Origin of the sequence: Pseudomonas sp. GM17 (genome assembly GCF_000282175.2) — a bacterium.
Taxonomy (GTDB): domain Bacteria; phylum Pseudomonadota; class Gammaproteobacteria; order Pseudomonadales; family Pseudomonadaceae; genus Aquipseudomonas; species Aquipseudomonas chlororaphis.
The window spans coordinates 498,922-513,033 of the sequence record NZ_CP124732.1 but is presented as its reverse complement, the minus strand read 5'-3'; the positions used below and the strand labels follow the sequence as shown (position 1 = coordinate 513,033).

At 60.4% G+C, this 14,112-nt stretch carries 10 protein-coding genes; 9 read left to right on the top strand and 1 reads right to left on the bottom strand.

The features are described from left to right. The first annotated feature begins 5 nt into the window (after positions 1 to 5). From tssJ to PMI20_RS02310, 9 genes are read left to right on the top strand one after another with little or no spacing between them, the layout of a single operon-like run. Complete coding sequence (gene tssJ, locus PMI20_RS02350; protein WP_007930268.1) at positions 6 to 506, top strand: type VI secretion system lipoprotein TssJ; 501 nt, start codon at positions 6 to 8, stop codon at positions 504 to 506. Between the two features lie 2 nt (positions 507 to 508). Further along, a complete protein-coding gene (gene tssK, locus PMI20_RS02345) occupies positions 509 to 1,840 on the top strand; it encodes a type VI secretion system baseplate subunit TssK (protein WP_007930267.1) in 1,332 nt (443 codons plus the stop codon). Positions 1,841 to 1,845: 5 nt separating this feature from the next. Beyond that, positions 1,846 to 2,715 carry a type IVB secretion system protein IcmH/DotU gene (gene icmH, locus PMI20_RS02340; protein ID WP_007930266.1) on the top strand — a complete coding sequence of 290 codons (870 nt, stop codon included), beginning with the start codon at positions 1,846 to 1,848 and terminating at the stop codon, positions 2,713 to 2,715. 14 nt (positions 2,716 to 2,729) lie between these two features. Continuing rightward, a complete protein-coding gene (gene tssM, locus PMI20_RS02335) occupies positions 2,730 to 6,257 on the top strand; it encodes a type VI secretion system membrane subunit TssM (RefSeq protein WP_007930265.1) in 3,528 nt (1,175 codons plus the stop codon). Further along, entirely contained in the window at positions 6,257 to 6,985 is a 729-nt protein-coding gene (locus PMI20_RS02330; protein ID WP_007930264.1) for a PP2C family protein-serine/threonine phosphatase, read from the top strand. The genes tssM and PMI20_RS02330 overlap by 1 nt, the downstream gene beginning before the upstream one ends. Continuing rightward, positions 6,982 to 8,046, top strand: a complete 1,065-nt coding sequence (locus PMI20_RS02325; protein ID WP_007930263.1) for a serine/threonine-protein kinase — start codon at positions 6,982 to 6,984, stop codon at positions 8,044 to 8,046. Before PMI20_RS02330 ends, PMI20_RS02325 begins: the two co-directional genes overlap by 4 nt. Positions 8,047 to 8,067: 21 nt before the next feature. Next, positions 8,068 to 10,110 (top strand): type VI secretion system Vgr family protein, encoded by a 2,043-nt coding sequence (locus PMI20_RS02320; protein WP_284171518.1) that lies wholly within the window; start codon positions 8,068 to 8,070, stop codon positions 10,108 to 10,110. Positions 10,111 to 10,163: 53 nt separating this feature from the next. Beyond that, on the top strand, positions 10,164 to 12,800 hold the full coding sequence (locus PMI20_RS02315) for a pesticin C-terminus-like muramidase (RefSeq protein WP_007923697.1): 2,637 nt from the start codon (positions 10,164 to 10,166) through the stop codon (positions 12,798 to 12,800). After that, positions 12,782 to 13,378 (top strand): lysozyme inhibitor LprI family protein, encoded by a 597-nt coding sequence (locus tag PMI20_RS02310; RefSeq protein ID WP_007923698.1) that lies wholly within the window; start codon positions 12,782 to 12,784, stop codon positions 13,376 to 13,378. The genes PMI20_RS02315 and PMI20_RS02310 overlap by 19 nt, the downstream gene beginning before the upstream one ends. An 83-nt stretch (positions 13,379 to 13,461) precedes the next feature. Here the strand turns inward: PMI20_RS02310 and PMI20_RS02305 are convergent, their stop codons facing one another. After that, complete coding sequence (locus tag PMI20_RS02305; protein WP_007923700.1) at positions 13,462 to 13,728, bottom strand: DUF3077 domain-containing protein; 267 nt, start codon at positions 13,726 to 13,728, stop codon at positions 13,462 to 13,464. Positions 13,729 to 14,112: the final 384 nt, after the last annotated feature.

The following is a 14,112-nucleotide window of genomic DNA, read 5'->3' as shown; positions in this document are numbered from 1 at the left end:
TGCGCATGTCTCGCTGCTCGACCCTGTTACTCAAGACGCTGGCCATGCTGACCGCCCTGGCGTTGCTGGCCGGTTGCTCGTCGCTGTCGCCGTACTCGACCATGACCAAGCTCAACCTCAAGCTGACCGCCAGCGACCAGCTCAACCCGGACCTCAACGGTCGCCCGTCGCCGATCGTGGTGCGGCTGATCGAGCTCAAGCATCCGGTGGCCTTCGAGAACGCCGATTTCTTCAGCCTCTACGAGCGCGCCAAGGAGTCCCTGGCGCCGGACATGGTGGCCAGCGAAGAACTGGAACTGCGCCCGGGTGAAACCGTGGAACTCAAGCTCAGCGTCGAAGAAGGCAGCCGCTACGTCGGCGTGCTGGCGGCCTACCGCGATATCTCCGAAGCCCAGTGGCGCTATGTGGTGCAGCTCACTCCGGTGGAGCTGACCGAAGCCGATCTGACCCTCGACCAGGCCGGTATCCGCACCAGCAACGCAACGCTCGCCAAGGCGGACAAGTAATCATGAACGTGCATAAAGTCATTTGGCAGGAAGGCATGTTGCTGCGCCCGCAGCACTTCCAGCACAACGATCGCTACTACGACTACCAGATGAAAACCCGCACCCAGTTGCTGGGCAGTTATTCCTGGGGATTCCTGAGTCTGGAGATCGACCTGCAGTTCCTCAACATGGGCAAGCTGGTGATCAGCCAGGCCTCCGGCATCCTGCCCGACGGCAGCCTGTTCGAGCTGGGGGGCAACACCGAACCGCTGGCCCTCGACGTGCCGCCGAACACCGGCAACACCCCGGTCTACCTGGCCTTGCCGCTGGTGACTGGCAACCACATCGAGTCGCGCCGTCCGGAGCAGTCCGACGTGCTGGCGCGCTACACCGCCTACGAGGCGGAAGTGGCCGACTCCAACGCCGGCGACGATTCCAGCAGCCAGGTCAGTTGTGCCCGGCCGGACTTCCGCCTGCTGCTGGGCGAGCAACAGAGCGACCAGGCCTATGTGAAGCTCAAGCTCTGCGAAGTCCTCGACACCACGCCCGACGGGGTGATCAGCCTCGACCCGGACTTCGTGCCGACCTTCATCCACGCCCATGCCTCGAGCTACCTGCTGTCGTGCCTGAAAGAAGTGATCAGCATGCTCAGCCACCGCGGCGACACCATCGCCGACCGGATCCGCTCCAACGGCAAGGTCGGCGGTGCCGAAGTCGGCGACTTCATGATGCTGCAACTGATCAACCGCACCGAACTGCTGCTGCGCCACTACCTGGGCCTGGAGCAGGTGCACCCGGAAGAGCTGTACCGCACGCTGCTGACCATGCTCGGCGATCTGGCGACTTTCGCCAGCGACAGCAAGCGCCCGCGCCTGGACAGCCGCTACCAGCACAGCGACCAGGGCGCGAGCTTTCGCAAGTTGATGGACGCGATCCGCCAGGTGCTGTCGATGGTGCTCGAACAGCACGCCATCGAGCTGGTGCTGCAGGCGCGTCAGTACGGGATCATCGTGTCGCCGTTGCACGACCACAAGCTGCTGGGTTCGGCCTCGTTCGTCCTGGCCGCCAGTGCCAACTGCGACTCCGAAGAACTGCGCCATCGCTTGCCGGCGCACCTCAAGGTCGGCCCGGTGGAGCGGATTCGCCAGCTGGTCAACCTGCACCTGCCGGGGATCAAGGTCAAACCCTTGCCGGTGGCGCCACGGCAGATCGCGTTCCACTCCAACAAAACCTATTTCATCCTCGAACTCAGTTCCGAAGACCTGGCGCAACTGGAGCGTTCCGGCGGTTTCGCCTTCCACGTGTCCGGCGAATTCGCCGAGCTTGAACTGAAATTCTGGGCCATCAGGAACTGACCGACATGATCAAGGACATGGAACACAACCAGGACGACAAGACCGTCCTGCTCGATCGCCAGGGCCATGGCCCGGCGCAGAGTCCGCTGACCGATTTCGCCGCGCCGCCGCGCTTCGAGCAACTGGAAGAACGGATGATCTACGCCGCGCGCCTGCGCCCGGCCGAGGCCTTCAACATCAGCCTGAACGCGCTGGTGGCGGCGGCCTCGGACCTGTTGTCGGAAGTGGTGCGCCTCAAGCACAGCGACACCCGCGAAGACCTGTACGCGCTCAACGAGCGCCTGACCTCGGCCCTGAAGCTGTTCGAGGTGCGCGCCCTGCACAACGGCGCCGAAAGCAGCCAGGTCATGGCCGCCCGCTACGTGCTGTGCACCGTGGTCGACGAGGCGGTGGTCACCACCCCCTGGGGCAATGAAAGCGAGTGGTCGCAGATGAGCCTGCTCAGCAGCTTCCACAACGAGACCTTCGGTGGCGAGAAGTTCTTCCAGCTGCTGGACCGGCTGTCGAAGAACCCGGTCAAGCACCTGCCGATGCTGGAGCTGATGTACCTGTGCCTGTCGCTGGGCTTCGAGGGTAAGTACCGGGTCATGGCCCGCGGCATGCTCGAACTCGAAGGCATTCGCGATGCGCTGTACCGGCAGATCCGTCAGTTGCGTGGCGACGTGCCGCGCGAGCTGTCGCCACACTGGGAAGGCTTGCACGACAAGCGCCGCAGCCTGGTGCGCATCGTGCCGTGGTGGATGGTCGCGCTGTTCACGGTGGTCTGCCTGGTGGTGATGTATTCGGGGTTCGCCTGGGTTCTGGGCGAGCAGCGCGAGACCGTTCTGCAACCTTATCAGCAGCTTGACCCGGCCGTGGTCCAGCCCCAGCCGTAATACAGGGACGTGTGATGAAAAACTTCTTCAAGAAAGTCGGCGCCTTCCTGCGCAAGACGTGGGTCTGGACGCTGTTGCTGGTGCTGTTCGTGGCACTGCTGGTGTGGTTCGTCGGGCCGCTGCTGGCGGTCAACGACTACAAGTTCTGGGAAAGCGCGACCTCGCGCCTGCTGACCATCAGCGTGCTGTTCCTGATCTGGGGCCTGACCATGGTCTTCGTCAGCTGGCGCGCCGGGGTCCGCAAGAAAGAAATGGAAGACAGCGAAGACGGCCAGGAACGCCTGCGCCGCGAAGAGCTGATCGACGAGGAACAGAAAGAGCTGCGCAGCCGCTTCAAGGAAGCCATGCGCACCCTCAAAACCTCCAGCCTGTACCGCGGGCGCAGCGAGCGCTGGCGCAACGACCTGCCCTGGTACCTGCTGATCGGTCCGCAGAGCAGCGGCAAGACCAGCCTGCTGGACTTCTCGGGCCTTGAGTTCCCGATCAACAAGATCGACCGCAAGCTGACCCGCGACACCGTCGGCACCCGGCATTGCGACTGGTACTTCGCCGACCATGGCGTGCTGATCGACACCGCCGGCCGCTACCTGACCCAGCCCGACGCGGAAGTCGACGCCAGCGCCTGGAGCACCTTGCTCAACCTGCTGCGCAAGCGCCGTCGCGGGCGTCCGCTCAATGGCGTGCTGGTGACCATTCCGGTGGAGCTGCTGCTGAGCGGCAACGAGCAGGATCTCGAGACCCTGGCGCGCCAGGTCCGCGCGCGCCTGCAGGACGTGCACCAGAAACTGCATGTCGATGTGCCGGTGTACCTGGTGCTGAGCAAGGCCGACCAGTTGCTGGGCTTCGACGAGTTCTTCGACCAGCTGAGCCGCGAGGAAAGCGACCAGGTGCTCGGCACCAGCTTCCGCAAGGAACAGAACGGCACCGACGTCGCCGTGCTGCGCCAGGAGTTCGAAGAGCTGCTGCGCCGCCTGAACAGCCAGGTGATCATGCGCATGCACCAGGAGCGCGACACCCAGCGCCGTGGCCGCATCCTCGACTTCCCGCACCAGTTGGGCCAGATCGGCGAGCGCCTGTGCCTGTTCGTCGACATGGCGTTCACCGGCAACCGCTACCAGCGGGCCAGCCAGCTGCGCGGTTTCTACCTGACCAGCGCACCGCACCTGACCGAAAAGCTCGACCCCGACACCGCCAGCATCGGCGCCAGCCTGGGCATGGCGGCCGGCGTGCTGCCGACCCTGCGCAGCGGCCGTTCGCGCTTCATTCACCACCTGCTGAGCCGGGTGATTTTCCCCGAGGCCGACCTGGCTGGCCTGGACAAGCGCGAGCGTAATCGCATCCATTGGGGCCAGCGTGCGCTGTACGTTGGCGCGCTGGTGGCCCTGGCCTTGTTCGGCCTGCTCTGGGCCGGCGGTTTCTCCGCCAACTACGAGCGCCTGGAAAACCTGCGCTCCCTGGCGCAGAACTGGAACCAGCAGCGCACCGTGCTGACCGCCCGTGACGATGCGATGGCGGCGCTCAAGACCCTCGACACCAGCTTCGAAGCCACCAAGGTGTTCCCGGCCAAGGGCGACGTCTCGCTGCACGAGCGGGTCGGCCTGTACCAGGGCGAGGAAAGCAACCCGGTGGTGCTCAGCGCCTACGAGCGTGAGCTGCAAGCCCAGCTGTTGCCTCGGGTGGCGCAGATGCTCGAAGGGCAGATCCGCAGCAACATGCGCGACCGCGACCGCCTGCTCAACAGCCTGCGGGCGTACCTGATGCTGAACATGCAGGATCGCCGTGATCCGTCCTGGCTCAAGGATTGGGTGGCCACTGATTGGTCGACGCGCTACGCCGGCAACACCGCGGTGCAGAACGGCCTGGGCGCGCACTTCGAACGCCTGCTCAAGCTGCCGTTCAGCTACCCGCTCAACGACACGCTGGTGGCCCAGGCGCGCCAGGTGCTGCGCAGCGAGTCGCTGGCCAACGTGGTCTATCGCGTGCTGCGCGAACAGGCGCGGAGCCTGCCGGAGTACCGCCTGAGCCAGCACCTGGGGCCGCAGGGCAGCCTGTTCGTCGGCACCGACTATGCGATCCCGGGCTTCTACACCCAGCAGGGTTATCAGCAGTATTTCTCGGTCCAGGGCACGGCGCTGGTCACCGATATCCTGCGTGACAACTGGGTGCTGGGCGAAGGCAGCGGCATCAGCGGCATGGACCTGCGCCGCCTGATGGTGGAGCTGGAGCAGCTGTACTTCCGCGACTACGCCAACTTCTGGAGCGAAGCGGTGGGCCAGGTTGGCCTGCAGCCGTTCAACGATGCCGGCGAAGGCGCCGATCAGGTCGCCGGCTTGACCTCGGCCAACTCGCCGGTGCTGCAACTGTTGGTGGAAGTGCGTGAGAACACCCGCTTCCAGGCCATCGCCGAAAGCGCCGAAGACGTGACCGCCGCGGCGGATAAAGCCGCCGAGAAGGGCGGGGCGCTGGGCAAGGTCGCGGCGGCTGCCGCGGGCAAGGCCCAGGAAGCTTTGGCCAAGAACCTGCCGGACACCGCGAAGAAGTCGCTGCAACGTCGCTTCGAACCGCTGCACCGCCTGCTGGATGACAACAACGGCCCGGCGGCGGACCTGACGCCAGCGCTGCAAGCGTTGAACGACCTGCAACTGCAACTGGCCGGCCTGGCCCGTGCCAGCGCGCCCGAGCAGGCGGCGTTCGAAATGGCCAAGACCCGCATGAGCGGCCAGCGCGATGCCCTGAGCAACCTGCGCAACGCCTCGGTGCGCCTGCCGCGTCCGGTGAGCGTGTGGTTCAACGTGCTGGCGGAAGACACCTGGCGCCTGGTGCTCAACGACTCCTACCAGTACCTGAACCAGCGTTATCAGAGCGAGCTGTACAGCTTCTACGGCAAGGCCATCAGCAAGCGTTATCCGTTCAGTGCCCACAGCACCAGCGATGTCGCGATCAGCGACTTCCGCGAGTTCTTCAAGGCCCAGGGCATCGCCGATCGCTTCTTCGAAACCTACATGCGGCCTTTCGTCAGCGGCGATCCAGGCAACTACCGCCTGCGCAGCATCGACGGCCATAGCCTGCCGATGTCCAAGGTCTACCTCGACCAGATGGCCGCGGCCCAGGTGATCCGCCAGAGCTTCTTCTCGGAGAACCCGGCGGAGCCGCAGGTGCAGTTCAAGCTGGAGCCCTACACCCTGGACCCGGCGGTGAGCCGTTCCGAGTTCCGTTTCGGCGACAAGACCATGGAGTACCGCCACGGCCCGATCGTGCCGGTGTCCTTCAAGTGGCCGACCGATGCCGAAGACGGCCGCACCAGCCTGGTGCTGGACAAGATGGCCGGGCGCCCGGTGGGTATCGAAAAGAACACCGGCCCCTGGTCGCTGTTCCGTCTGTTCGACCTGATGCAGACCGAGTACCTGACCGGCCGTGACGTGCTGGTGCTCAAGGCCGACCTGGGCGGCCTGCGCGCCAACTACCTGCTGATGAGCCAGCGCACGCCGAACCCGTTCGACATGGGTGTGCTGCGTACCTTCCGTATGCCGGTGCAGCTCTGATGCTGGTTGCCAGTACCTGGCGCAGCGCTGCGCGCACCGACCCGGGCAAGGTTCGGGCGCGCAACGAAGATGCCTTCCTCGACTGTCCGGAGCAGGGGCTCTGGGTGGTCGCGGACGGCATGGGCGGGCATCAGGGTGGCGACATCGCCAGCCAGTTGATCGTCGCCAGCCTGGCCGAGTTGCCGGCGCAAGACAGCTTCGACGAGCGGCTCAAGGGCCTGCGCCAGTGCCTGCACTGGCTCAACCGGCGCCTGGGTCAGGAGTTGACTGTCACCGCCGAGCGCCACGACAGCATCATGGGCAGCACCGTGGTCGCGCTGTTGCTCGAAGGCGACCGCGCGGCGTGCATCTGGGCCGGCGACAGTCGTTGTTACCTGTGGCGCGGGCAGCGTCTGTACCAGCTGTCCAAGGACCATTCGCTGCAGCAGCAACTGATCGACGAGCAGCAGATGAGCGTCGAGCAGGCGCGGGCCCATCCGGCGGCCAATGCCCTGACCCGGGCGGTGGGCGCCAGCGAGCAGCTGACCCTGGATGTGCTGGAGTTGCAGGTCTACCCCGGCGATGCCTTCCTGCTGTGCAGCGACGGCCTGTACCAGGGCCTGACTAGCGATGCGCTGGGCAATGCCTTGAGCCTGGCTTCGCCGCAGGTGGCGCTGGAGCGTCTGTTCGACGGCGCCCTGCGTGGTTCGGCGCGGGACAATCTGACCGCCGTGGTGATCCGCCAATGAGTGATCTCAAATCCGGTCTGGATAACATCCTGATGAGCGAGGAAGAGGCCAGCAACCTGACCTATTTCGCCTTCGCCAAGGCCAATGAGGCGCCGCGTCCCGTGGCGCCCAAGGCCAAGGGCAAGGGTCGCAACCGCTCCAGGAACCGCCCCCGTTCCAAGGCCCAGGCCGTGGCGCCGGTGGGCGGGTTGCCGAACGTATTGGCCGGACGTTACCGCCTCGAGCGCCTGCTCGGGGCCGGTGGCATGGGCGCGGTCTACCGCGCGCGGGACCTGCTGCATGAGCAGTTCGGCGATCCCGACCCTTATATAGCGCTCAAAGTCATGAGCGAAGAATTCTCCGAGACGCCGGATGCCAGCGCCTTGCTCTACAGCGAGTTCGCCCTGACCCGACGCCTGCGCCACCCGAACGTCGTGCGCCTGCACAGCTTCGAGGTGGACACCCAGTGCCAGCGCGCCTTCATCACCATGGAGCTGATGCGCGGCCTGACCCTGGACAAACTGCTCTGCGAGCGGCCATTGGGGCTGCCGTGGAAAGAGCTGCGCGATGTGGTGCGGCCACTGCTCGATGCCCTGGCGTACAGCCACGCTCGCGGTGTGCTGCACGGCGACCTGAAGCCGAGCAACGTGATGCTCTGCGAAGACGGCGTGCGGCTGTTCGACTTCGGCCTGAGCCAGGCCGAGGAGGGCATCCTTCCTGGCCTGCCGCAACTGAGCCGCAGCCGCTTCAACGCCTGGACGCCCGGCTATGCCGCCCCCGAATTGCTGGAGGGCGGCGCCTTGTCGGCCAGTGCCGACCTGTACGCGGTGGCCTGTGTGATCTATGAACTGGCCTGCGGCAAGCACCCGTATCGCCGGTTGCCGTCGACCCAGGCCCGCGACGAATGCCTGGACCGCTCGCTGCAAGCGCCTAGGCATTTACCCAGACACTGTTGGCCAGCCCTGCGTGCGGCGCTGGCCTTCGACGTGGCGCAGCGCACCATCTCCGCCCAAGCATTGCGCGACGCCATGCGCGCGGACTCGTCCTGGCTGCAACGCTGGTTCCATCGGCGTAACGGATGACCATCGAACAGGGAGCAAGCTATGTTCAATCCTTCCAATGAAACCCATTTCAGCCTGACGGTCGACGACTTCCAGGGTGACTTGCAGGTGCTGTCTTTCGAGGGGATCGAAGGCATCAGCCAGCCGTTCCGTTTCGATCTGGAGCTGGTCAGCGAGAACCCCGACCTGGACCTGGAAACCCTGCTGCACAAGCAGGCTTTTCTAGCGTTTGATCCGCAAGGCAGTGGCATCCACGGCCAGATCTACCGCGTGGCCCAGGGCGATGCCGGCAAGCGCCTGACCCGCTACCAGGTGTCGCTGGTGCCGCAGCTGGCCTACCTCGAACACCGCACCAACCAGCGCATCTATCAGCAGCTGTCGGCGCCGAAGATCATCGCGCTGATCCTCGAAGAGCACGGCATCCAGGGCAACGCCTACCGGTTCCAGCTCGGCACCCCGTGCCCGGAGCGCGACTACTGCGTGCAGTACGACGAGACCGACCTGCACTTCATCCAGCGCCTGTGCGAAGAGGAAGGCCTGCATTACCACTTCCAGCACAGCCCGCAGGGCCACTTGCTGGTGTTCGGCGACGACCAGACGGTGTTCCCCAAGCTCGGCCAGCCCACCGCCTATATCCAGGGCAGCGGCATGGTCGCCGACGAGCCGGTGATCAAGGGTTTCAACCTGCGCCTGGAAACCCGCACCCGCCGTACTACTCGCCGCGACTACGACTTCGAGAAGCCGCGCCTGCAACTGGAAGCGGCCTATAAACCCGAGACCGACAGTGAAGAGCCGGACCTGGAAGACTACGACTACCCGGGCCGTTTCACCGACCGCGCGCGCGGCAAGTTCCTCAGCCAGCGCGCCCTCGAACGCCACCGCGCCGACTACCAGCAGGCCGAAGGCTGGGGCGACCAGACACGGCTGGTCAGTGGCCACTTCCTGGAACTGTCCGAGCACCCGCGCAGCGAGTGGAACGACCTGTGGCTGCTGACCCATATCGTCCACGAAGGTAAGCAGCCGCAGGTGCTGGAAGAGTCGGTGACCAGCGACACCACCGACAACAAGGATGACTTCCACCAGGGCTACCGCAACCGCTTCCTCGCCACGCCCTGGCAGGTGTTCTACCGCCCGGCCCTGAACCACCCGAAACCTCGGGTGCTGGGCAGCCAGACCGCGGTGGTCACCGGGCCCAAGGGCGAAGAAATCCACTGCGATCAGTACGGCCGGGTCAAGGTGCAATTCCACTGGGACCGCGAGGGCAAAGCCGACGACAAGACCAGCTGCTGGCTGCGCGTGTCCTCCAGCTGGGCCGGCGACCGCTACGGCGCCCTCGTCATCCCGCGCATCGGCATGGAAGTGCTGGTGACCTTCCTCGAAGGCGACCCCGACCAGCCGTTGATCACCGGTTGCCTGTACCACAAGGAACACCCGGTGCCTTACGCCCTGCCGGCGAACAAGACCCGCACCGTGTTCAAGTCCATGAGCTCGCCGGGCGGCGCCGGCTTCAACGAACTGCGCATCGAAGACAAAAAAGGCGCCGAGCAGATCTTCATCCACGCCCAGCGCGACTGGGATGAAAACATCGAGCACGACCAGAAAATCCGCATCGGCCATGAACGCCACGACACCGTGGTGAAGAACACCTACACCGAGCTCAAGGCCGAAGAACACCGCATCACCCACGCCGACCGCAAGACCGAAACCAAGGTCGACGACCACCTCACCGTGGGCGAAAACCAGCACATCAAACTCGGCACCGCGCAACTGACCAAAGCCGGCCAGGAAATCCACCTCAAGGCTGGCGCCAAGATGGTGATCGAGGCGGGCAGCGAACTGACGATCAAGGCCGGCGGCAGCTTTATCAAGCTGGATGCCGGCGGCGTCACAGTGGTGGGGCCGGTGGTGAAGATCAACGCGGGGGGCTCGCCGGGGAGCGGGACGGGGATTGGTATTAAGCCGCCGACATTGCCGGGGTTGGTGGACAAGGACAAGGCGGGGAGTTTGATGGATGAGGCGTTGGTGAATGCGGTGGCAGAGCAGGCTAAGCGCAAGCCGAAACGGATGCTCAATTTTTCTGGTTAACAGGCCTTGAAAAGCGCCCAAGCCACCAAGGATCAGGATTCAGGTAAGTAGTTATGGCAGAGACAACAAGCAGCAAGGTTGAAAAGTGGGCATACCCTCTGAAAGCTGGAGCTTCAGAGGTCACAGATTCGATGCAGTATTACAAGGCTTTGGCCAAGGCCAAGGATGGGTATTACCCGCTTGGTTCCAATGGCTTGTGGCACGGAGGTGTTCATTTCGATGAGGACACCGGGTTAATCGCAGACAAGAGCGAAGTTCGTTGCATCGCCGATGGCGAGGTGGTCGCTTATCGAATTGATGAGAAGTACCCGACCTCGAATTACGGTTCAACGCCGTCAGTATTCTCGACCGGTTTCGTGTTGGTTAAACACCGTCTTGAGCTGCCTGCGCCTCCTGCTCCAGCAGGCAGCCCACCACCAGCAGCCGGTCCAAGCCTCACCTTCTTCAGCCTATACATGCATCTGCTGGACTGGGAGGGTTACAAGGCCAGTCCTGCGCTTAAGAGGCCTGCGTTCTGGGGTAAGGGCTCTTATCAAGTGAAAGCAAATGCGCCAGACAAGTCGTTAGGGCTGCGAGTTCGCAGCGGTAACTCTAAGCAGACGCCGGTATTAACGGTTCTACCCCGTGGCACCACCGTAACCACCAAGCCGGCTCCGGCTACACAGAAATGGCTCGAGATTGTCAGTGTCACCCCTGAAGTTGCAACTCTGCCAGCGAATACCGGCTGGATATTCAAGGGGGAAATGAAGCACCTGTCCGGAGATATTTACTTTGTAGGAGAGCAGGCCAACGACGTTCCTCCAGGGCAGCAAAAAGGGGCGTACGTCCGTAGTGCCGTCACCCATGGACTGCCTTTAGGCTTTCTGCCGGCAGGTACACAAATCAAAATCAGCGATGAGCCCACGGCCAACAAATATCGCAAATTGTTGGAAATCGTCACCGGCGAATCCGTCCCTGCTTTAACGCTGGGGGCAGATGGAACATTGCCTGGATATGTTTCGCTCGATTCTCTGGAGGCAAAAAGCGAGCCCAAAACCCCGGGGACGATTGTCCCGTTGACACCGGTTCATAAAATCAAAGCCGGTGAACTCATCGGACATGTGGGGAAGTATCAGAACTACTCGGACGCTGCTCCGAAAAACTTGCTGCATCTGGAAGTGTTTAGCTGTGAGGACATCAAGGCTTTCATCGACCAGACCAAAGAGCAGGCCGTCAGACTGCCAGCAACAGAAAAGACACTGGTCAAAATCCTGCCAGACACCCCGCTGATTACTCATGTGCCGGGTATGAATGCTAGCAATCCCCCCAAAGCGAACGATGCTAGCAAAAAGGTCGGTTATGGTCTGCTCATTCCTGTGAGCGTATTGGAAGCCCTGCCTGCCGAGAAAAAAATCAAAGCGCCGGTGGTGATGAATGGAGTCACTACCTATACGCAGTGGTGGCATCTGGAAGGGCTACTCGCCGATGCTCAAGGAGAGAGCATCGATGGCTGGTTTGCCGAGCCTAACACCACGTTGTACCGCCACTCGCCTTTTGAATGGGAAAACTTCACCTTCATTGAAGAAACTGGGAGCAATGTCGATCTCTACGCAGATTTTCTTCATGCGCAAGAGAATATGACGGATGAAGAGCGCAAGGCTTACCACCCAAATATCGTGACTGCCGGGGCAGGTCCGACAAAACAATCTCTCTACACCATCCTTGATCGAAATCGCGACACGAAACTTCCACCGGAAGAGATAAGAAATGCCCTAAGCAAGCCTTGGTTTGCCCAACCGGTCTCACAGATGATTATCAAGTATGAGAGTGAGTGGGATTACAAGGCAGCGAAGTGGGACTCATTGGATGAGTTGATGGGGCATAGTAATTCGAATCCTCATAAAGAGTGGGTGGAAGAGAAGGCTCGCATAGGTAAGTTGAAATGGCTCCGTGAATTAATTGAGAAGGGATGTATCGCGGGGGATGAGAAAGTTTGGCATATTCACCCTGTAGGCCTGCTGGGGAATTTTGCTTCCGGGTGCCCGGAAAAATGTAAGGCTACAGTGCATGAATTGCAAACAACCGTGGGGAAATATGTAGTCTCTAAAAAACTTTTCGAGTTTATTTTGGAGATTGAAGCTTATAGAGAGCATCCTTATGCGTTGTCTGATAATAATAGTGGTGTAACTATTGGTTATGGCTATGACCTGGGACAACAAACTGCGACGTCAGTGGATAATGATCTTGAGGGTTTGTATACCGCTGATGAAATAACAAGCCTTAAAGGCGCGTTGGGTAAAAAAGGACAAGATGCTCGTGACTATGTTCACAATGTGAGCTCTATTTCTATAAGTAAAGATAATGCGCTGAAGCTTGCGCTAATTATGAAGAAAAGATATGCCCAGCAGGTCGTTGATGTCTATCCTCAAGCAATAAACCTGCATCCTGATTGCCAAGGGGCCTTGTTGTCTCTTGTCATTAACCGGGGCAATGCTTTAAGTGGCACTACTCCAGCTAAAGCAGAAAAGCGCTTAGAAATGAAGCAGATAAAAGAAGATTTTGATGCTGGCAAACCTGAGTTAATACCCTCCCGCTTTCGTAGCATGAAAAGGCTATGGGAGAATAATTCATCGACTAGTGGTCTCGTTACGAGGCGTGAGAAAGAAGCAGTATTTTTCGAGGAGGCACTGAAATGCAATTGCTGGAGATAACTGGTAAGGCTACGGCGTTTTTAGGGTGTCTAATGATGTTCGCTAGCCCAGTGATGGCAGATACTAAGTGTGATGCTAATACAACAGTAAACGCAGATATAGTGCGTTGCTCTCAAGCTTCTCTTTCAAAAATCGATAAGATTTTGAATGAGCAATATAAAGCTCTTTCTGATGAGCTAGCCTCTGATTTTAAGGCTGACTTGGTTTCTGCACAAAAAAGCTGGATTCGTCTGAGGGACGAGCAATGTAATGATGAGGATGAGGAGTCTTCCGGTCAAGAAGCTCCCATTGAAAGACTTTCTTGTTTGAACCAGTTTACGAGCTTTCGTGTAAATGAAATTGTATATCTGCGAACTGGAGTCATTGGGGATGGGTTCTATAAAGCGGTATCCATTGTGAATAAAAAAGCAACCTCTATGGATTATGCTAAAGCTGTTGCATATGTGGGCGGAGATATGGATTTTGGATCGGGCTGGTCTGAATATGCCAAAAAGAACTGTGTGATGACACAGAAAATTTATGGTGAAGCTACTGAGCGGTGTTTGTCTAGGATGCGTTTTCAAATGCCGATCTATTGAGTGACTCTCTGAGATTACACTAGGCAAGCCATTAGTTTTAATGGCTTGCCTTCTATGTATCAAATGTTCATTGAGTACTGTTTTTACTGACTTGGCGAAATGGCATTCGAAAGGTCATCCACTACAGCTTTGCCCATTTCGCACAGATAGTAAGCTGGCCAAGCATAACGCTCTCCTTGCTCCTCCATCGCGGCATCGAGCATGAGTTTCTTGGCGTAGTAGAACAGGTTGGAAGCATGCTCCAAGGCTTCCCGAGCTGGGATATCTGGATTGACGCGGAACAAGCTTTGTTCTTTTTCGCCGCAGTCGGCGAAGGTGACGATGCCGATGGTTTTGATGGTGCTGGTCATTGCTCACCTCCTGCTGTTTGCAGAGGGTGGATCTTGGGCTGATGGGTGATGTACATGGCAGTAACTCCGTTTACTGGGTTATAGCCGCCACTTCGTTACCAAGCGAATGGGTGGCAGCTGTACGCAGGTTGGTAAACCGGGGTAAACGAGCCCGGCAGACCCGAAGGTCTCCCGCGCACAGCTGCCATAACGAAAATGCAGGCGCAAAAAAAGCGCCAGCATTCGTTATGGAGGGCGCTTACGCGCCGTTTACTCGTCGGGTTACCAAGCCCGGCCGCTGATTTTGCAGCGACGGCGGAAGGATAGCGGGGAGGCTGGGCAGCTGCAATGACAGGATTACCGCATTTTATGACGATGTATTTTCGACGTGTTCAGTGGGCTTTG